The 19,109-nt window shown below is 61.2% G+C and carries 19 protein-coding genes, 1 other RNA gene and 2 pseudogenes; 18 read left to right on the top strand and 4 right to left on the bottom strand.

Annotated elements, in window-relative coordinates; all coding sequences use genetic code 11:
* The 3 genes from HLUSI_RS29605 to HLUSI_RS0118930 all read left to right on the top strand — a co-directional run.
* Positions 1-357 (top strand): TOBE domain-containing protein (locus HLUSI_RS29605; RefSeq protein WP_040503676.1); only part of this gene is annotated, 357 nt, incomplete at its 5' end.
* 20 nt (positions 358-377) lie between these two features.
* Complete coding sequence (locus HLUSI_RS0118925) at positions 378-1,268, top strand: ABC transporter permease (protein ID WP_238534040.1); 891 nt, start codon at positions 378-380, stop codon at positions 1,266-1,268.
* On the top strand, positions 1,258-2,076 hold the full coding sequence (locus tag HLUSI_RS0118930; protein ID WP_016835444.1) for an ABC transporter permease: 819 nt from the start codon (positions 1,258-1,260) through the stop codon (positions 2,074-2,076). The genes HLUSI_RS0118925 and HLUSI_RS0118930 overlap by 11 nt, the downstream gene beginning before the upstream one ends.
* Before the next feature lie 58 nt (positions 2,077-2,134).
* Here the strand turns inward: HLUSI_RS0118930 and HLUSI_RS0118935 are convergent, their stop codons facing one another.
* Both HLUSI_RS0118935 and HLUSI_RS0118940 read right to left on the bottom strand, forming a co-directional pair.
* Complete coding sequence (locus HLUSI_RS0118935; protein ID WP_016835445.1) at positions 2,135-3,562, bottom strand: ATP-binding protein; 1,428 nt, start codon at positions 3,560-3,562, stop codon at positions 2,135-2,137.
* Positions 3,563-3,564: 2 nt separating this feature from the next.
* Entirely contained in the window at positions 3,565-4,254 is a 690-nt protein-coding gene (locus HLUSI_RS0118940) for a response regulator transcription factor (RefSeq protein WP_029363764.1), read from the bottom strand.
* 92 nt (positions 4,255-4,346) lie between these two features.
* Here HLUSI_RS0118940 and HLUSI_RS0118945 point away from each other — a divergent pair, with 92 nt between their 5' ends.
* On the top strand, positions 4,347-4,637 hold the full coding sequence (locus HLUSI_RS0118945; protein ID WP_157137918.1) for a hypothetical protein: 291 nt from the start codon (positions 4,347-4,349) through the stop codon (positions 4,635-4,637).
* A gap of 18 nt (positions 4,638-4,655) precedes the next feature.
* A complete protein-coding gene (locus HLUSI_RS0118950; protein ID WP_016835448.1) occupies positions 4,656-6,242 on the top strand; it encodes a tetratricopeptide repeat protein in 1,587 nt (528 codons plus the stop codon).
* 36 nt (positions 6,243-6,278) lie between these two features.
* Here HLUSI_RS0118950 and smpB read toward each other — a convergent pair whose 3' ends face one another.
* Positions 6,279-6,728: an SsrA-binding protein SmpB gene (smpB, locus tag HLUSI_RS0118955; RefSeq protein ID WP_016835449.1), complete on the bottom strand. Its 450-nt coding sequence runs from the start codon at positions 6,726-6,728 to the stop codon at positions 6,279-6,281.
* 68 nt (positions 6,729-6,796) lie between these two features.
* On the opposite strand from smpB, the gene HLUSI_RS0118960 reads away from it, so the two are divergent.
* The 5 genes from HLUSI_RS0118960 (at position 6,797) to guaA (ending at position 10,947) form a co-directional block, all read left to right on the top strand.
* Positions 6,797-7,228 carry a type II toxin-antitoxin system RatA family toxin gene (locus tag HLUSI_RS0118960; RefSeq protein ID WP_016835450.1) on the top strand — a complete coding sequence of 144 codons (432 nt, stop codon included), beginning with the start codon at positions 6,797-6,799 and terminating at the stop codon, positions 7,226-7,228.
* Positions 7,221-7,526: an RnfH family protein gene (locus tag HLUSI_RS0118965; protein ID WP_013234182.1), complete on the top strand. Its 306-nt coding sequence runs from the start codon at positions 7,221-7,223 to the stop codon at positions 7,524-7,526. The genes HLUSI_RS0118960 and HLUSI_RS0118965 overlap by 8 nt, the downstream gene beginning before the upstream one ends.
* Before the next feature lie 130 nt (positions 7,527-7,656).
* Positions 7,657-9,117 (top strand): IMP dehydrogenase, encoded by a 1,461-nt coding sequence (gene guaB / locus HLUSI_RS0118970; RefSeq protein ID WP_016835451.1) that lies wholly within the window; start codon positions 7,657-7,659, stop codon positions 9,115-9,117.
* A gap of 62 nt (positions 9,118-9,179) precedes the next feature.
* Positions 9,180-9,265, top strand: a non-coding RNA gene (locus tag HLUSI_RS31880) — sX9 sRNA.
* Positions 9,266-9,366: 101 nt separating this feature from the next.
* The gene (guaA, locus tag HLUSI_RS0118975) at positions 9,367-10,947 is read left to right on the top strand and encodes a glutamine-hydrolyzing GMP synthase (RefSeq protein ID WP_016835452.1); all 1,581 of its coding nucleotides are present in this window, start codon (positions 9,367-9,369) and stop codon (positions 10,945-10,947) included.
* 221 nt (positions 10,948-11,168) lie between these two features.
* On the opposite strand, the gene HLUSI_RS0118980 is transcribed toward guaA, so the two are convergent.
* Positions 11,169-12,053, bottom strand: a complete 885-nt coding sequence (locus HLUSI_RS0118980) for a LysR family transcriptional regulator (RefSeq protein ID WP_016835453.1) — start codon at positions 12,051-12,053, stop codon at positions 11,169-11,171.
* A 100-nt stretch (positions 12,054-12,153) separates the two neighbouring features.
* Between HLUSI_RS0118980 and HLUSI_RS0118985 the strand changes: the two genes are divergently transcribed.
* The 8 genes and pseudogenes from HLUSI_RS0118985 to HLUSI_RS35000 form a co-directional block, all read left to right on the top strand.
* Positions 12,154-13,089: an NAD-dependent epimerase/dehydratase family protein gene (locus HLUSI_RS0118985; protein ID WP_016835454.1), complete on the top strand. Its 936-nt coding sequence runs from the start codon at positions 12,154-12,156 to the stop codon at positions 13,087-13,089.
* Positions 13,086-13,826, top strand: a complete 741-nt coding sequence (locus tag HLUSI_RS0118990; RefSeq protein WP_016835455.1) for an SDR family NAD(P)-dependent oxidoreductase — start codon at positions 13,086-13,088, stop codon at positions 13,824-13,826. Before HLUSI_RS0118985 ends, HLUSI_RS0118990 begins: the two co-directional genes overlap by 4 nt.
* 204 nt (positions 13,827-14,030) lie before the next feature.
* The gene (locus HLUSI_RS0118995) at positions 14,031-16,235 is read left to right on the top strand and encodes an OsmC domain/YcaO domain-containing protein (protein WP_016835456.1); all 2,205 of its coding nucleotides are present in this window, start codon (positions 14,031-14,033) and stop codon (positions 16,233-16,235) included.
* 12 nt (positions 16,236-16,247) lie between these two features.
* Positions 16,248-16,856 carry a 2'-5' RNA ligase family protein gene (locus tag HLUSI_RS29610; RefSeq protein WP_016835457.1) on the top strand — a complete coding sequence of 203 codons (609 nt, stop codon included), beginning with the start codon at positions 16,248-16,250 and terminating at the stop codon, positions 16,854-16,856.
* Positions 16,857-17,010: 154 nt separating this feature from the next.
* Positions 17,011-17,646, top strand: a complete 636-nt coding sequence (gene queE / locus HLUSI_RS0119005) for a 7-carboxy-7-deazaguanine synthase (RefSeq protein WP_016835458.1) — start codon at positions 17,011-17,013, stop codon at positions 17,644-17,646.
* Positions 17,647-17,739: 93 nt separating this feature from the next.
* Complete coding sequence (gene queD, locus HLUSI_RS0119010) at positions 17,740-18,186, top strand: 6-carboxytetrahydropterin synthase QueD (RefSeq protein WP_016835459.1); 447 nt, start codon at positions 17,740-17,742, stop codon at positions 18,184-18,186.
* A gap of 46 nt (positions 18,187-18,232) precedes the next feature.
* A pseudogene (gene tadA / locus HLUSI_RS29615) lies at positions 18,233-18,762 on the top strand (tRNA adenosine(34) deaminase TadA).
* Positions 18,755-18,955, top strand: a pseudogene (locus HLUSI_RS35000) (muramoyltetrapeptide carboxypeptidase); the annotation flags it as partial. The pseudogenes tadA and HLUSI_RS35000, both read left to right, overlap by 8 nt.
* Between the last annotated feature and the right edge of the window lie 154 nt (positions 18,956-19,109).

The raw sequence follows: 19,109 nt of genomic DNA on the forward strand, positions 1-19,109 counted from the left end.
GCACATTTTTCCCGCAAAGGCGTGCCGCTGCAACTTGCAAGTTCGCATGCGGCTGGCGGCGATGCCTTGTTCCTGTTGCGACCGGAGCGGATTCGTTTGTCGGCATCGTCGACCGATGCGCAACAGACCAACCCGGCCAACCCGGCCAACAGCGTCGCCGGCGTGGTGCGCGACGCCAGCTATACCGGTGCCGAACTTCACGTGACCGTCACGTTGCCGGGCGGCGGCGAGCTGGTGGTGGAAGCGCCCGAGGCCCACTTCGTCGAGGTGCCGCAAGCCGGCGCGCCCGTACAGCTTGCCTGGAATGCCGACGATCTCGCGGTGCTGCCTGCCGAAAGCAAGGGTGCGCGAATATGAGATTACCTATGCGCTTCCCCGTGAGCCTGACTTTGAGCCGCGTCTCCACCTCAGGCAATTCTCTTTTCTCCTGGCTGCTGCTGGCGCCGGGCATGCTGTTCCTGGCGGCGTTCCTGGTGGTGCCGGGCATCCTGCTGATCGTGCTCAGTTTGCATGACGTCGACGGCATGCTCATGGTATTGCCGACATACAGTTTTTCCCACTACATCGAAGCCTTCACTTCGGCCGGATATATCCGTGCGCTGGGCACCACGCTGTGGGTGGCGGCGCTGACGGCGGTGCTGTGCGTGCTGCTGGCGTATCCGGCCGCCTGGCTGCTGGTGAGTACGCGCAGCCGCGCCTGGCGCACCGTGCTGTACGTGATCCTGATTTCACCTTTGCTGACCAGCGTGGTGATCCGTACGTTCGCGTGGATCGTGCTGCTGGCCCAAAACGGCCTGATCAACGACGTCCTGCGCCGTCTTGGTCTGATCGATGCGCCGCTGGCGTTGCTGTGGAACATGAAGGCGGTCATCGTCGCCTACGTGCAGGTCATGCTGCCGTTCGCGGTGTTGCCGCTGGCGACGTCGCTGGGCGAGATTCCCGCCGCCTTGCCGCGCGCCTCGCAAAGCCTCGGGGCGGGCGCGCGTCATACCTTCCTGCATGTGGTGTTGCCATTGACGATTCCGGGCATGATGAGCGGCGCCATCATCGTGTTCGCACTGGCGGCAGGCAGCTACGTGACGCCGTTGTTGATTGGCGGACGCCTGCAGCCGTTGCTGCCGATCGGGATTTACCAGCAGGCCTTGCAGATCGCCAACCTGCCGCTGGCGGCGGCGCTGTCGCTTACGCTGTTGGTGGTGACAGCGGCGATTGCCGGGCTGATGAGCTACGTTCAAAAACGTTGGGAGCGGCGCGTCTATGGCCACTGATCGCGATTTCACGGCGCCGGTTTCTTCCATCGGATGGCGTTGGCTCGGCAGGGCGGCAGGCGGGCTGGTGTACCTGTTCCTGATCCTGCCGGTGCTGGTGATTTTCCTGTCGGCCTTCAGTCCCGGGGCGTATCCGCAATTTCCGCCTGAGTCGGTGTCGCTGCGCTGGTTCCAGGCCTTCTTCGACAACCGTGCGTGGCTCAAGGCCTTGCAGGTGAGCGCCTGGCTGTTGCTGGTGGTGACGCCGCTGACGACCTTGCTTGGCACCACGGCGGCGTATGCGTTGGCGCGGCTGCAGTTTCGCGGGCGCGACGTGCTGCAGGCGTTCGTGCTGTCGCCGCTGATCATTCCGCAAGTGGTGCTCGGTATCGCCTTGCTGTACGTGCTGACCGGGATGGGCTTGTCGGGTTCGCTGACGGGACTGGCGATCGGCCACATCCTGGTGGCGCTGCCGTACGCCGTGCGCACCGTGAGCGTGAGCCTGGCCAGCATGGACCGCCGGCTGGAGACGGCGTCGATGAATCTTGGCGCGACGCCGGCCTACACCTTCCGTCACGTGACCTTGCCGCTGATCAAGCCGGGCATCGTCGCCGGCGCGGTGTTTGCGGCAGTGACCTCGTTCGGCGAAGTGTCGGTCAGCCTGTTCCTGACCGCACCGGGAACCGTCACGATGCCGGTGCGCATCTTCACCTACATCGATCAGACCTTCGATCCGGTGGTCAATGCGGTGTCAGCGATCTTCATCGTGCTGGCGGTGCTGGCGCTGGTGTTGATCGAACGGACCATCGGCCTGACCAAGGCGATGTAGCAAGCGGATGGATGCAGTCAAGAAAAAGCGCCTGAGGGAAATCCCTCAGGCGTTTTTTTTATGCATCGTCGCCGGATAGTGTTGGCGGTATTTCGGATGAGCTCTCGATGGCGTCATACGGCAGGATGATATCCACGCACAGTCCGCCGTCGACGCGGTTGAAGGCACGGATGCGGCCGCCGTGTGCTTCGATGATGCGGCGCGCGATGGTCAGGCCGAGGCCGTAGCCGTTGCTGTTTTCCCGGGTGCGGCTGCTGCGGAAAAAGGGCTCGAAGATCAGCTGCAATTCTTCTTCCGGCACGCCCGGGCCGTGGTCGATGACCGACACCAGCAGCGACTGCCGGTCCTTGTCGACCTGGGTATTGATGGCGATCGTGGTGTCAACGGCGGTTTGCTTGATGGCGTTGCGCACGACGTTTTCGATGGCGCGGTAGAGCAGCTCGGCGCCGCCCTTGATCACGACGTCGCAGCGGACCATGCCTTCGATATGGCGATCAACCGCTTCCGCTTCGAAGCGGGCGTCGTCGATGATTTCGGTCAACAGGTCTTCCATGCGGATGTGATCTTCCATGGCGCCGGTGACACCTGTTTCCAGCCGCGACAAGGTCAGCAGTTCCCCCACCAGCTTGTCCATGCGCACGCCTTCGCGCTCGATGCGTTCCAGCGTGGCGGCGGTTTTTTCCGGTTGCAGGCGCGCCAGTCCGATCGAGGCCTGCAGGCGTGCGATCGGCGAGCGCAGTTCATGCGAGACGTCGTGCAGCAGGCGGCGCTGGCTATCCATCAAGGCGCGCAGCTTGTCGGTCATGCCGTCGAAGTCGCGGCCGAGGTCGGTCAGTTCGTCGTTGCGCTTGCCCATCTGCGGCGCCAGACGATCGTTCAGATTGCCGGACGAGGCGCGCGCGAAGGCCGACTTGAGCAGACGGATCGGTTGCGAAAAATACCAGGCCAGCAGCATCGCGAAAAACAGGCTGGCGACAGTAGCCACCAGCATCGGCATCATCGGGAAAAAGAACGGCGGCGGTTGCATGCGGCGCGGTCCGCGCTCTTCGTGCGGCGGCGGTCCGCCGAATTCCGGATTGACGGGAGAGGGCAGGAACAGCAGATAGGTATGGCCGTCGGCGGCTTTGACTTCTTCGACCACGCGGCGACGCGTCTCCTGCTTTTCGGCGCCGAGCAGGGTGCGTGCTTCTTCGATCAGGCGCGGATGGACTTCGCGGCCGAGCAGTTCATGCTGTTGTTCATCCACGGCGTAGACGTGATGGCGTTCGGAATTGAGCACTAGTTTACGCAAGGCTTCCGTGCCGCCGTATTGCAGCGTGGCGGCGGCGGAGCGGATCATGAAAGCGGCCGGAGGGCTCTGGTCGAGATCGCTGGTGCGGCGGTCTCGTTCGCGATTCTCCAGCGAGAACATGATGCCGACACCGATCGTCGCGGTCAGTTGCGCCACCATGATGAAGAAGAAGAACTTCCAGAACAGCCGACCCACCGCTATTCCTTGATGAACTGATACCCCAGGCGGTAAACAGTCTGGATGCAGGATTTGTCGCTGCCGAGCGTAGCGATTTTCTGGCGGATGCTGCTCAGGTGAACATCGATATTGCGGTCGAAGCGCGCCAGCGGACGGCCCAGGCCTTGCTCCGAAAGATGCTGCTTGCTGACCGGTTTGCCGGCGTTGCGGGCCAGCACTTCAAGCAGGTTGAATTCGCTGCTGGTCAATTCCAGCGGGCGGCCGGACCAGGTGGCCCGACGTTGCTCGGGCCACATCGACAGCGCGCCCACGGCCAGCGGCGAGTAGGGGCTGTGGTCGGGATTGTCGATCACGGTGCGGCGCAGGATGGCGCGCACGCGGGCGGTCAGTTCGCGCGGCGTGCACGGCTTGGGAACGTAATCGTCGGCGCCCAGCTCGAGGCCGATGATGCGGTCGGTGTCGTCGCCCTTGGCGGTCAGCATGAGCACCGGAAGATTGCTCTTGGCGCGGATGCGGCGCAGGGTTTCCAGTCCGTTCAGGCGCGGCATCATGACGTCGAGGACGACGATGGCGTACTGGCCGGAGAGGGCCTCGACCACGCCGCTTTCGCCGTCGTAGGCGACGCGTACTTCAAACTTCTCCTGCTCGAGGTATTCCTTGAGCATGTCAACGAGTTCAATGTCGTCGTCTATCAGCAATACTTTGGACATCGTCGCTTGTTTCACTTTCTCTGATTTGCGGTGCTTCGGATTGCGCAATCATATGCGCAAAAGACCGCCGCACGGTACTGCGGTAACGATTGGTGGCTGCATCTTTACAATCTTTTACCGCGCTTTTGCCGGGCGTAAATATCGGAGCGGCGGCGAAGATTGCCCTTTTGAAACGCATGGTCGTTTACCGCCGCCCCGCAGCAAAACCCGCGCCGCCGGAATTTACCCGGTTTTACACAAAGAGGTGGCCTTTGTATCAGGCTATAGCCGATACTGCGGCCTTGTTGATACATGCCGCCAACACCTTCGCGGTTTTGGTTGCCGATGCAAATGACGGTAAAAGAGAGGCCGCGGCGCGTGAGGAAATAATGTGCACGACATAGATGAGACGGACTTGAACCATGTTGCATGAAAAACTTTTGCACGACCCGGGTCACCTGCAGCAACTGATGACGTTGTTGACGCAGAGCATTGCGGCCGATCTTGAGGGCCGGCCGGATGAAGCGCTCGACGTCATCGGACAGGCCATCGTGCTCGACCCCGCTTTCGTACCGGCGCTGATGCGTCGCGCCTATCTGTTGATGGCGCAGGAGCGCTATGCAGAGGCGATCGTTGCCTACGACGATTGCCTGCAGCGCTTTCCCGCTCTGGAAGAAGCCGCGCAGTCGCGCCATCGCGCCGTGATCCTGGCGCTGGATCATTGCCGGATCATGCTGGAGGAGCGGCCGCAGGACGCGGGTCTGCTGTGCGGGCAGGCGGCATTGCTGGAGCGGCTCGGGCGTTTCGACGAAGCGCTGGCGAGCCTGGACCGGGCGCTGGGATACGCGCCGACGCATCAGCAGGCGTTGAATCAACGCGGCAACGTGCTGCTGCATCTGAACCGCCATGAAGAAGCGGTGCTGTGCTACGACCGTATCCTGGCACAATCGGCGGTCAACGCGGCGGCGATTTTCAATCGCGGCAACGTGCTGCAAAAGATGAACTGCATCAACCAGGCGCTGTGGTGCTACGAGCAGGCGCTCACCTTGCAACCGAATTTCCCCGAGGCGGAGATGGCGCAGAGTCATTGCCTCCTGCTGCAAGGCGACTTCGCCGGCGGCTGGCAGCATCACGAAGCGCGCTGGCGGACGTCGCAGCTGCGCGACCAGGGCCTGTTCCCGCATGAGCCGGCCTGGCTGGGCGAGCCGTCGCTGGCAGGGCGCAGCATCCTGTTGTGGGCCGAGCAGGGGCTGGGCGACACGATCCAGTTCGCGCGCTACATTCCTCTGGTAGCCGACTTGGCCGCGCAGGTGACGGTCTGCGTACCGGAGAGCTTGCGACGGCTGCTGGCTTCACTGACGGCCTTGCCCAATGTCACGCTGGTCAGCAACGACAAGGCGCTGACGCCGCACGATTTCCATTGCCCGTTGATGAGCTTGCCGCTGGCGCTGAGCTGGACGCTGGCGACGATTCCGGCGGCGGTGCCGTATCTGCATGCCGACATCGAACTCAAACAGCAGTGGTCGGCCGTGCTGGGGCCGGCATCGCCGCGACTGCGTGTCGGCCTGGCCTGGGCCGGACGACAGTACGGCGAACGCAATCACACACGCGATATTCCACTGAGTCATCTGCGCCCGCTGGCAGAGATCGAGGTGGAACTGGTCAGCCTGCAGCAGCAGATTCCCGCCGGCGATCTCGCCGAACTGGCGCAGTGGGCGCGCATGCACCGGCTGGAGGCGGCCATGACGGACATGGCCGAGACCGCGGCGCTGATTGACAACCTGGATCTGGTGATCAGTGCGGATACGGCGGTGATCCATCTGGCCGGCGCGCTGGGCAAGCCGGCCTGGTTGCTGCTGCGCTATGAAAGTGAATGGCGCTGGGGCTGGCAGACCGGCAGCTCGCGCTGGTATCCGACGGTGAAAGTGTTCCGCCAGCAACATCGCGGCGACTGGTCGGGCGTGGTGGAAGAGGTGGCGGAGTGTCTGCGGCTGGCGGCAGGCGGATAAAGAAACGCCGCGCTGATGGCGCGGCGTTGATGTTGTTTAACGGCGGTGGGTTTTCATCGCAGCCTGGATTTCACGCTGGCTGTCGCGTTGCTTCTCGGTCTCGCGCTTGTCGTGCTGCTTCTTGCCCTTGGCCAGGCCGATTTCGCATTTGATGCGGCCTTTGCTGAAATGCAGGTTCAGCGGCATCAGCGTGTAACCCGAACGTTCGACCTTGCCGATCAGTTTGTCGATTTCGGACGCATTGAGCAGCAGCTTGCGGGTGCGCGTGGTTTCCGGATGGACGTGCGTGGATGTGCTGGTCAGGGCGCTGATGTGCGCGCCGAACAAAAAGATCTCGCCGTTGCGGATCGTCACGTAGGCTTCCTTGATCTGCGCCTTGCCGGCGCGGATGGCCTTGACTTCCCAGCCTTCCAGGACGATCCCGGCTTCGAAGCGCTCTTCGACGAAGTAATCGAAAAATGCTTTTTTATTATCAACAATACTCATCTGGTCGGAAAATCCGTGGTCTCGGTTAAAATTTCAACTTTGCGATTTTATCAAACGGACCACCTTTCATGGCAGTCGTACATAAAACAGTCCTGATCAATTACAGCGCCGAGCAGATGTTCAAGCTGGTCGACCGCGTCGAAGACTATCCCGAATTCCTGCCGTGGTGCGGCGGCGTCGACGTTGAAGAACGTCAGGGCGACAAGCTCAAGGCCAAGCTGAAGATCAACTATCACGGCCTCAAGCAATCCTTCACCACCGAAAACACCAACACGCCGCCGGCCAGCATGACCATGCATCTGGTGGAAGGTCCGTTCAAGCATTTCGAAGCGCGCTGGAACTTCAAGGCCTTGCGCGAAGATGCCTGCAAGATCGAATTCGACATGGAATATGAATTTTCCAGCCGCATTCTTGAAGGCGTCATCGGACCGGTCTTCAGCATGATCGCCAACAGCTTCGTCGATTCCTTCTGCAAGCGCGCCGAACAGATATATGGCTGATGTGTCTGTTTTGCAAGTGCAGCTGTGCTACGCAGCGCCCGGCCTGCAGATACTGCGCGACCTGGAAGTCCAGTCGGGCTGCACCATCCAGCAGGCCATCCTGGACAGCGGCCTGCTGCGCCAGCATCCTGCCATCGATTTGTCGGCCTGCAAGGTCGGCATCTTCGGCAAGGTCAAGCCGCTCGAGACCCCCTTGCGCCAGCGCGACCGTATCGAAATCTACCGCCCCCTGATCGCCGATCCCAAACAATCGCGCCGTCGTCGCGCCCAGGGGAAGGAGCCGACCACTCAATCTTGAGTGGGGCGGGGCTTGTCGCGATTTCAATCCATCCAGCGTTTTTGCCACGCCTGGATGGATAAACGCAAGCAGGGCAAGACGCAAGTTCAAGTTTTCTGTATAATTCGCTTTTGCGCCTATAGGAAATGCTATGCGTCTTCTCCAAAAAGCACTCACATTCGATGACGTGCTCCTCGTCCCGGCTTATTCGGACATCCTCCCTAAAGATACTTCCCTTGCCACGCGTCTGACACGCAACATTCGCCTGAACATTCCGCTTATCTCCGCGGCCATGGACACCGTGACTGAAGCGCGCCTGGCAATTGCCATCGCACAAGAGGGCGGCATCGGTATTGTCCACAAGAACCTCACGCCGAAGGAGCAGGCGCGCGAAGTTTCCAAGGTCAAGCGTTTTGAATCCGGCGTAGTGCGCGATCCGATCACGATCCCGCCGACGATGAAGATCCGCGAAGTCATCGCCTTGTCCGAATTGCACGGCATCAGCGGCTTCCCGGTCGTCGAGGGCAGCGCCCTGGTCGGTGTGATCACCAACCGCGACCTGCGCTTTGAAGAAGATCTGGACGCCGAAGTGCGCGCCAAGATGACGCCGCGCGACAAGCTGGTCTACGTCAAGGACGGCGCCGGCCTGGAAGAAGCCAAGCGCCTGATGAACAAGCACCGCCTCGAGCGCGTGATGGTCATCAACGACAACTTCGAATTGCGCGGCCTGATCACCGTCAAGGACATCCAGAAATCCACGGCTCACCCGTTCGCCAGCAAGGACGACCAGGGCAAGCTGCGCGTCGGCGCCGCCGTAGGCGTCGGTCCCGACAATGACGAACGCATCGAATTGCTGGTTGCCGCGGGCGTTGACGTGCTGGTGGTCGATACCGCCCACGGCCACTCGGCCGGCGTGCTGAACCGCGTCAAATGGGTCAAGACCCGTTACCCGCATGTTGACGTGATCGGCGGCAACATTGCCACCGGCGCAGCCGCCAAGGCGCTGGTCGAACACGGCGCGGATGCGGTCAAGGTCGGCATCGGCCCAGGCTCGATCTGCACCACCCGCATCGTTGCAGGCGTCGGCGTGCCGCAGATCTCGGCCATCGCCAACGTCGCCAAAGCACTCGAAGGCACCGGCGTACCGGTCATTGCCGACGGCGGCATCCGCTTCTCGGGGGACGTTTCCAAGGCATTGGCGGCGGGTGCTTCCACCGTCATGATGGGCAGCATGTTCGCCGGCACCGAAGAAGCGCCGGGCGAAGTGATCCTGTTCCAGGGCCGCAGCTACAAATCCTATCGCGGCATGGGCAGCGTCGGCGCCATGACCGACGGTTCGGCTGACCGTTATTTCCAGGACGGCGAAAACAACGCGGAAAAACTGGTGCCGGAAGGCATCGAAGGCCGCGTCGCCTACAAGGGCAGCGTGCTGGCGATCCTGTATCAACTGGTCGGCGGCGTGCGTTCTTCGATGGGGTATTGCGGTTGCGCCACCATCGACGAATTCCGCGAAAAAGCCGAGTTCGTCGAGATTACTTCGGCGGGTATGCGCGAGTCGCATGTCCACGATGTGCAGATCACCAAGGAAGCTCCTAACTACCGCGCCGACTAAGAACCTGTTCGCGCTCTTACTGCGAGGCCATGATCCGGCGTCGGGCGGTGCTCCGAATCCTCATGTACTTAAGTACATTCCGGTTCGTCCGCTCCGTCCGCCACCGGCTGATGGCCTCTCGCTACAGAGCGCAAACAGGTTCTGAGCAAGGTGACGATAGTGAAAAAAGGCCGCGCTCCTTTTCGAGCTGCGGCCTTTTGACTTATTTTTGCCGCTGAAATAATTTCAAACTTGCCTACCATCACAGCCATGCACTCAAAAATTCTGATCATCGATTTCGGTTCCCAGGTCACTCAGCTGATCGCTCGTCGCGTGCGCGAAGCCGGCGTGTTTTCCGAAGTTTTCCCCCACGACGTGAGTGACGAATTCGTCCGCAACTACGGTGCCTCCGGCGTGATCCTGTCAGGCGGCCCGAACAGCGTGACCGAAGGCGATACGCCGCGCGCGCCGTTCGCAGTGTTTGAACTGGGCGTGCCGGTGCTGGGCATTTGCTACGGCATGCAAACCATGGCCGAGCAGCTTGGCGGCAAGGTGGAAAACGGTACGCTGCGCGAATTCGGTTACGCCGAAGTGCGCGCCCATGGCCACACCGCACTGCTGAAGGACATCGCCGACTTCACCACGGCCGAAGGCCACGGCATGCTGAAGGTATGGATGAGCCACGGCGACAAGGTCAACGAAATGCCGCACGGCTTCAAGCTGATGGCCTCGACCGGCAACTGTCCGGTGGCAGGCATGGCTGACGAAGAACGTCGCTTCTATGCGGTGCAATTCCATCCCGAAGTCACGCACACGCTGCAAGGCAAAGCGCTCCTGAGCCGATTCGTAATCGACATCTGCGGCTGCAAGTCGGACTGGAACATGCCCGACTACATCGCCGAAGCCGTCGAGATGATCCGCCAGCAAGTGGGCAGCGATGAAGTCATCCTTGGCCTGTCGGGCGGTGTGGACAGCAGCGTGGCAGCGGCCCTGATCCACCGCGCCATCGGTGACCAACTGACCTGCGTGTTCGTCGACCACGGCCTGCTGCGCCTGGACGAAGGCAAGATGGTCATGGAAATGTTCGGCAAGAATCTCGGCGTCAAGGTCATCCACGTCGATGCGACCGATCAGTTCATGGGCCACCTGGCCGGCGTGACCGATCCGGAAGCCAAGCGCAAGATCATCGGCCGCGAATTCGTCGAAGTCTTCCAGGCCGAATCGGGCAAGCTGAAGAACGCCAAATGGCTGGCGCAAGGCACCATCTATCCGGACGTCATCGAAAGCGCCGGCAAGGGCAAGAAGGGCGCGCACACCATCAAGAGCCACCACAACGTCGGCGGCCTGCCGGAGACGCTGAACCTGAAGCTGCTCGAGCCGCTGCGCGAACTGTTCAAGGATGAAGTGCGCGAACTGGGCGTGGCGCTCGGCCTCCCGCACGAAATGGTCTACCGCCATCCGTTCCCCGGCCCGGGCCTGGGCGTGCGCATCCTCGGCGAAGTGAAAAAGGAATTCGCCGACCTGCTGCGCCGCGCCGATGCGATCTTCATCGAGGAACTGCGCAACACCAAGGATGCCGACGGTCAAAGCTGGTACGAAAAGACCAGCCAGGCATTCGCCGTGTTCCTGCCGGTCAAATCGGTAGGCGTGATGGGCGACGGCCGCACCTACGAATACGTGGTGGCGCTGCGCGCCGTGCAGACGCAGGACTTCATGACCGCACACTGGGCGCATCTGCCGCACGAGCTGCTGGGTCACGTCTCCAACCGCATCATCAACGAAGTGCGCGGCATCAACCGCGTGGTCTACGACATCTCGGGCAAGCCGCCTGCGACGATCGAGTGGGAGTGATTTTACATCAGGCAAGCAGGCGCAATGACAGGCGCTAATACCTCAGAAAGCCCCGTATTTACGGGGCTTTTTTCTTTTTGAGCTGGCGGTAACGGGCCAATAAAAAGCGAACAGCAGTTGGTCAGCAGCTCGCTGCGACAGCGCGCAGCGGTGGCGTTTCCTGGGAAGTCGGGAAACAAAGAGCCAACCCGGTCAGTGAGTCAATAAAAGCCCTTGCAAGGCTAAGTCGATTGGAATCGCTCTAATAACCACCTGCCAGCGGGACCGGGCAGCCGATCACTCAGGTAGGTAGCCTGGAACGGCAACAAGCCTGCCGACGGCCCTTCCAACTCGATGCGTACAAGACGACCTTCCTTTACATCTTCATTGATCAGCCAACGTGGCATGTGACCCCATCCGAGACCTGCACGCAAGAAAGCATGCTTTGCACCAAGATCAGCAAGCCGCCAGATGTTCTTGCCTTGCACGCCGTAGTCCACGCCGCTGGTCAGGGAGGAGCGATCGGTCAGCACCAGCTGTGTTTCGTCCAACAGCTCCCGAAATGCAATGGGGCCTTGTCTGCCGGTCAAGGGCGATCCCGGAGCCACCACCGTCACCATCTCCTCGCTGAATAGTCGTTCAGCTGCAAGCCCCGGTGGCAGGAACGGCAGCGTCCCGGTGATGCCGAGGCTGCACTGACCATTGAGTACAAGCTCCGCAACGCGGCCCAGAGCCTCGACATGGAGCCTGAGCGGAGTGGAACGGAACCGTTCCTTGAAGCTGCCGAGGGCGTCGGTAAGGCACGGGTGCGGAAACATGACATCGACGACGATGGACAGTTCGGACTCCAGCCCGGCGGAGAAGCTGCGTGCCTTGGCTGTCAACGCATCAGCACCCATCACGACGCGGCGCGCATCGGCCAGCAGGTTTGTCCCTTGAGGCGTCAATTTCGGGTAGCGGCCGACCCTCTCGAACAATGCTACGCCGAGCTGCCCCTCCAGGCTGGCGATGGTCTGGCTGACCACCGACTGCGCCCGCCCGATTGCGCGGCCAGCAGCCGAAAAGCTGCCGTGGTCTGCGGCAGCGACGAAAGTCCGCAGGTAATCCAGGGAAATACCGTTCAGCAAAGTATCTACTCCTTGTATGGATGATATCTAATCATATAGGCTTTTCAGAGACATGGATAGGCCCTACGCTACAAACAAAGGAGCAACAAAGGAGCCATTCATGTCACAAAATATCTTCATCATTGGTGCGTCGGGGTTTGTCGGAAGCATGTTGGCAAAGCACTTCCTGGCGGATGGGCAACGAGTGTCGGGACTCGCCCGAACTGATGCCGCAGAAGCTGTCCTGAGAACCGCTGGTACCTCGGTAATTCGCGGCGATCTTGACGCCAACGTCGCACCCGTGCTCGCTGCGGCACGTTCAGCGGATGTGACAATCTACGCCGCGCAAGTTGCCTTCGAGCGCGAGCCGACCATCATCCGGACGCTGTGCGAAGCACTTGCGGGAAGCGGCAAGACGTTCATCTTCCTTTCGGGCAGCGGTGTTTTCATGCAGCGCACGGGCGGCGCGTGGAGTCCGGACAGCTTTGCCGAAGACGACCCCTTTGTGCCGGAGCCACTGGCACTTCCTCGGGTGGAGGCAGAGGCCATCGTCCGCGCTGCTGCCGAGCATGGCTTGCGAAGCATGGTGATCCGGCCCCCGGTGATTTGGGGACCGGGCGACAAAGGACCTTTAGCGAGCGTGTACCGCTCCGTTGCGGTCACCGGCGCCGCCTGCTACGTCGGCTCCGGACTTGCCGCCTATTCCAACGTGCACAGCGCCGATCTGGCGCAGCTATTTTCTCTCGGCGTCGAACGCGGGCGGGCTGGCGCGCTGTACCACGCCGCTGCCGGGGAAATCCCATACCGCTGGATTGCCGAGGCCGTGGCGCGCGACTTAGGCGTCAAAACGCGCAGCCTGACGATGGACGAGGCCTCCGGGGTATTCGGCCCATTCGGGGCGCTACTGCTGTCGGCATGCAGCCGCTCGCGCGATCCGCGGACACGATCCGATCTGGGCTGGCAGCCTACCCAATTCGATTTTCTGTCACAGGTGGGCGAGCCACGGCTGCGTGCGCTCGCAAACCATAATCAATTCAACCAAGGAGCAAATCCATGAAGACACATGAAAACAAGGTCGCTATCATCACTGGTGGCAAGCAGGGCATCGGACACGGCATCGCCAAACTTTTGGCCCGGCGTGGGGCGAAAGTCGTCCTCGTCAATCGCCAGGATGCGGCGGAGGAAGCGGCCCGGATCGGCAATGGCGCGATTGCCATCGCCGCTGACGTGACGAGTGAGGCCGACTGGGCGCGGGTCGCCGCCGAGGTGGAGCAGAAATTCGGTCGTGCCGACATCCTCGTGCATGCGGCCGGTATTTACCCGATCACCGGACTCGACCAGATGACGCAGGACGAATGGCGCCGCGTCATGGCTGTGAACCTCGATGCGCATGTGATCGGCGCCCGGGCGATCGTGCCGCTGATGCGCAAGGCCGGTGGCGGGGCGATCGTCGCCGTGGGTTCCGACGCCGTCGGCATGGTGACACCGCCCGGAATGGGCTTCTCCCATTACATCACGTCGAAGATGGGCGTGGTCGGTCTCGTCCGCGCTCTCGCCAATGAGCTTGCGGCCGACAACATCATCGTCAACGCCGTCCATCCTGGCATCACCGACACGGAAGGCGCGAGCGGCATGCCGAACGAGCAGAAGGCGCAGGTCTACATGATGCAGGCGATCAAGCGTCTCGGCACGCCGGCCGACATCGCCGGACCGGTCGCCTTCCTCACCAGTGAGGACGCGCGTTTCGTGACGGGGCAGACGCTGGTGGTTGACGGTGGACTGATGCGGCTCTGAAAAGGGAAGGTGATTGCCTAAAACATTGCAACTCGCGACTTGGGCCGGACCGGTGAGCGATGACGCATGGGAGTGCTCCGAGAGACCCGCGCGGACTTATTCTTCCATCGCGTTCGCTTTCGGATGCGCCCCTGGCACCGGTCCGATCCAGGATGACGGATAATAGCGGCCACATCTTTTAGGCATCATTTTTGGAATTCCCCCATGGAAATTAAAGTCAACTTCCTCGACAAGCTGCGTCTCGAAGCCAAATTCGATGATTTCACGGTCATCGCCGACCAGCCTATCCGCTACAAGGGCGATGGCTCGGCGCCCGGACCCTTCGATTATTTCCTGGCATCGTCGGCCTTGTGCGCAGCTTATTTCGTGAAGTTGTATTGCAACACGCGCAACATCTCCACCGAAAATATCCGTCTGTCGCAGAACAATATCGTCGATCCGGAAAACCGCTATCAGCAGATTTTCAAAATCCAGGTCGAGTTGCCGGCGGATATCGAGGAAACCGATCGTCGCGGCATCCTGCGCTCCATCGAGCGCTGTACGGTGAAAAAAGTGGTGCAGGCCGGCCCCGAATTCATCATCGAAGAGGTCGAGAGCCTGGATGCCGATGCACAGTCCTTGCTGACCCTGAAGCCGGATTCGGACGCCAGCACCTTTATCCTGGGCAAGGATTTGCCGCTGGAGCAGACCATCGCCAACATGTCCGGCATTCTGGCCGGCCTGGGCATCAAGATTGAAATCGCTTCGTGGCGCAATATCATTCCCAACGTGTGGTCGCTGCATATCCGCGATGCGCATTCGCCGATGTGCTTCACCAACGGCAAGGGCGCGACCAAGGAGAGCGCGCTGGCTTCGGCGCTGGGTGAATACATCGAGCGGCTCAACAACAATCATTTCTACGCCGGTGCATTCTGGGGCGAAGACATCGCCGAAGCGGCGTTTGTCCATTACCCGAACGAGCGCTGGTTCCAGCCCGGCCGCAAGGATGCGCTGCCGAAAGAAATCCTGGATCCGTACTGCCTGGAAATCTACAATCCCGACGGCGAGCTGCGTGCTTCGCATCTGGTCGATACCAACTCCGGCAACGTAAAGCGGGGCATCTGTTCGCTGCCGTACGTGCGGCAGTCGGACGGCGAGACGGTGTATTTCCCGTCCAACCTGATTGAAAACCTGTTCGTCAGCAATGGCATGAGCGCCGGCAACACGCTGGCCGAAGCACAGGTGCAATGTCTGTCCGAAATTTTCGAGCGTGCGGTCAAGCGCGAAATCCTGGAAGGCGAGATCACCTTGCCGGACGTGCCGCAGGAAGTGCTGGCGAAATATCCCGGCATCCTGGCCGGCATCAAAGGCTTGGAAGAGCAGGGCTTTCCGGTGCTGGTGAAGGATGCGTCGCTGGGCGGGATTTACCCGGTGATGTGCGTCACCCTGATGAACCCGCGCACGGGCGGCGTCTTTGCCTCGTTCGGCGCACACCCGAGCTTTGAAGTCGCGCTGGAACGCAGTCTCACGGAGTTGTTGCAAGGTCGCAGCTTTGAAGGCCTGAACGATTTGCCTGCGCCGACCTTCGAGAGCAACGCGGTGACCGAGCCGAACAACTTCGTTGAGCACTTCATCGATTCCAGCGGCATCGTGTCGTGGCGCTTTTTCAGTTCGAAAGCGAACTACGAATTTGTCGAGTGGGATTTTTCAGGCCAGGGTGAAAATTCAAATGCCGAAGAAGCCGCGACCTTGTTCGGCATTCTGAAAGAGATGGGCAAGGAAGCATACGTGGCCGTGTACGACCAGCTGGGCGCCATGGCCTGCCGGATTCTGGTGCCAGGATATTCAGAAGTCTATCCGGTGGAAGATCTGATCTGGGACAACACCAACAAGGCGCTGTTGTTCCGCGCCGATGTGCTGAACCTGCATCGCCTGGATGATGCCGCGCTGGAAGCGCTGCTTGAGCGTCTGGAAAACAGCGAGCTCGATGAATACTCCGATATCGCCACGCTGATCGGCATCGAATTCGACGAGAACACAGTCTGGGGGCAACTGACGGTGCTCGAACTGAAGCTGCTGATCCAGCTTGCCCTGCAGCAATTCGAGGAGGCGCAGGATCTGGTCGGCGCCTTCCTGCAATACAACGACAACACGGTCGAGCGCGGCTTGTTTTACCAGGCCTTGAAGGTGGTGCTGGAAGTGCAGCTTGATGACGACCTGGAACTGGACGATTACGTGCTCAACTTCCGCCGCATGTTCGGCGACGCCCGCATGGACGCGGTCATGGGCTCGGTGGACGGCAGTGTGCGCTTCTTCGGCTTGACGCCGACGAGCATGAAGCTGGAAGGCCTTGACAGGCACCAGCGCCTGATCGACAGCTACAAGAAGCTGCACAAGGCGCGCGCCAACGCCGCGGCTGCAGCAAGCTAAGGTAGCGGGGCCATGGCTGAACAGGATCTGTTTGGAGAGGTACCGGCACCGGCCGCGCGACCGCGCCAGTCCCGCCCACGCCCATCGGTAGCACCGCCGCAGCACACCTGGTTCTTCGCGTTACGTCCTGCGGTCGCGGACGCCGTGCGTCTGGATGCATTCGCTGAAAAACTGCTGGCATTGCATGGCGTCACCGGCAAACGTGTCGGACCGGAGCGGCTCCACATCACGCTGGAACTGGTTGGGCACGACAGCGACGAGCGTGTGGTGGAGGCGGCATGCCGTGCGGCCGATGCGGTTCGGTTTGCGGCCATTGACGCGCGTTTCGACGCCGCCATGACTTTCTCCGCGCCCAGCGGGCCGTTCGTGCTGCTTGGCGGCAAGGGGCTCGATGGCGTGCGCGAGCTGCGCACGGCGCTGGGTTGTGCGATGGCCGAGCATGGTTTTACGCCGCAGCGTTCCTATGAACCGCACATGACCCTTGGCTACGATCCGCGTCACCGTGTGGAACGCATTGCCATTGATCCCATCGGCTTTCGGATTGCCGAATTCGCGCTCGTCAAAAGCCACATCGGACTGTCGCGGCATGAAGTGTTGCGCGTATGGCCGCTTGGCGGCTGAGCTCGTCCGCCCGGCGAGATTCGCCACTTTCACCGCCGCACGCGGTCGTCACGGGCAGACACGCTATAATGCCGGCTTACGGACAACGCACGGCGCAAGCCTGCTCGCACAGCTCCGAAACCCGCGGCGCACACGCCGCCAGCTTCCTATCATCGTGACTTACAGCATCAAAGAAATCTTCTATACCTTGCAAGGCGAGGGCACGCACGCCGGTCGTCCGGCGGTGTTTTGCCGTTTCAGCGGCTGCAACCTGTGGACCGGCCGCGAAGAAGACCGCAGCAAGGCGATTTGCCAGTTTTGCGATACCGATTTCGTCGGCACCGACGGCGAGGGCGGCGGCAAGTTCAAGACCAGCGACGCGCTGGCGCAGACCATCAACAATCTCTGGCCGGAGACTTATGCCGCCAGCAAGTATGTGGTGTTCACCGGCGGCGAACCGCTGCTGCAGCTCGACGAAGCGCTGATCGCCAGCATGCATGCGGTCGGCTTCGAGATCGCCATCGAAACCAACGGCACGATTCCGGTGCCGCCGGGCGTTGACTGGATTTGCGTCAGCCCCAAGATGGGCTCCGAGCTGAAGGTATTCAAAGGCAGTGAACTGAAGGTCGTGATTCCGCAGCAGGCGCAGGTTCTGGCCGACTATGAGAAGCTGGATTTCGCGCATTTCCTGCTGCAGCCGATGGACGGCCCCGACGCCGCGCGCAATACAAAAATGGCGATCGAGCTGGTCAAGAATAATCCAAAGTGGAAGCTGAGCATCCAGACGCACAAGCTGTTGCAGATACCGTAAGCGCTTGCGATATATCGGTTATCGGCTCGCGCCCCTGTTGCCGGGCGCGCGTTTGTTTACAATCCATTTCTATTTTCAATCCGTAAGGCGTTCATGCTGACCATCACCCGTAAACTCGAATTCGATGCAGGCCATCGCATCCCCGACCACAAGAGCCAGTGCCGCAACCTGCATGGCCATCGCTATACGCTGGAAATTACCTTGGTCGGCAAGGTCATCGAAGTCGAAGGCAGCTCCGACAACGGCATGATCATGGACTTCTCCGACATCAAGACGCTGGCCAAGCAACATCTGGTCGACGTCTGGGACCACGCCTTCCTGGTCTATGAAAAAGACCTTCCCGTGCGCGACTTCCTGGCCAGCCTGCCGGACCACAAGACGGTCGTGATCGACCGCATTCCGACCGTGGAAAACCTGGCGCGCACCGCCTTCGACATCCTCAACGCGGCCTATAAGGACGCGTATGGCACTGGCCTGCATCTGCAGAAGCTGGTGCTGCACGAAACGCCCAATTGCTGGGCCGAAATCACGGCCGACTGAGGCGCGAGCGATCATGACCGACACGTTCATGGCCTCGCCGTCGCACATGCACATGCAGATGGCGCTGGTGCAGGCGCAACACGCGTGGGACCTCGGCGAAGTACCGGTCGGCGCGGTGGTGGTCAAGGACGGCGAAGTCATCGCCACCGGCTACAACCAGCCCATCGGCAAGCACGATCCGACCGCGCATGCCGAGATCATGGCCTTGCGCGCGGCGGCCGAGATTCTCGGCAACTATCGTTTGCCCGGCTGCGAACTGTATGTCACGCTGGAGCCTTGCGTGATGTGCGCCGGCCGGGGGGGGCCATGATGCATGCACGCCTGGCGCGCGTGGTCTACGGTGCCACCGATCCCAAGACCGGCGCCTGCGGTTCGGTGGTCAACCTGTTCGCACAGGAGCAACTGAACCATCACACCGAGCTGGTTGGCGGCGTGATGGCGGAGTCCTGCGGACAGATGTTGAAGAGTTTTTTTTCGGAACGGCGTGAACAGCTGAAACAGGAAAGACTGCAGCGCCAGGCAATCGCCCACGCGCATGCCAATGCCCATTCAATCGACGATGAAGCCAATGACTGAGACCTTGCTCGCTCCCGATATCCACGTGCCGGCCGGCGCCTGCGTCGCCATCGTCGCCCCTGGCGGTTATGCCCCCGACGAGGCGGCGGTCGCACGCGGCATCGCCTTGCTGGAAGCGCAAGGCTGCAAGGTCAAAAGCTACTACGATCACGCGGCGCGCCACCAGCGTTTCGGCGCTACCGATGCCGGCCAGCAAGCGGCTGCCGATCCCGAAGTGCAGGTCGTCATCGCCTTGCGCGGCGCCTACGGCATGTCGCGCATCCTGCCGGTGCTGAATTATGAAGCGCTGGCCGCCAGCGGCAAATTGTTCGTCGGCTACAGCGACATCACTGCCTTGCACCTGGCCT

The organism is Herbaspirillum lusitanum P6-12, from assembly GCF_000256565.1.
GTDB lineage: Bacteria > Pseudomonadota > Gammaproteobacteria > Burkholderiales > Burkholderiaceae_D > Herbaspirillum > Herbaspirillum lusitanum.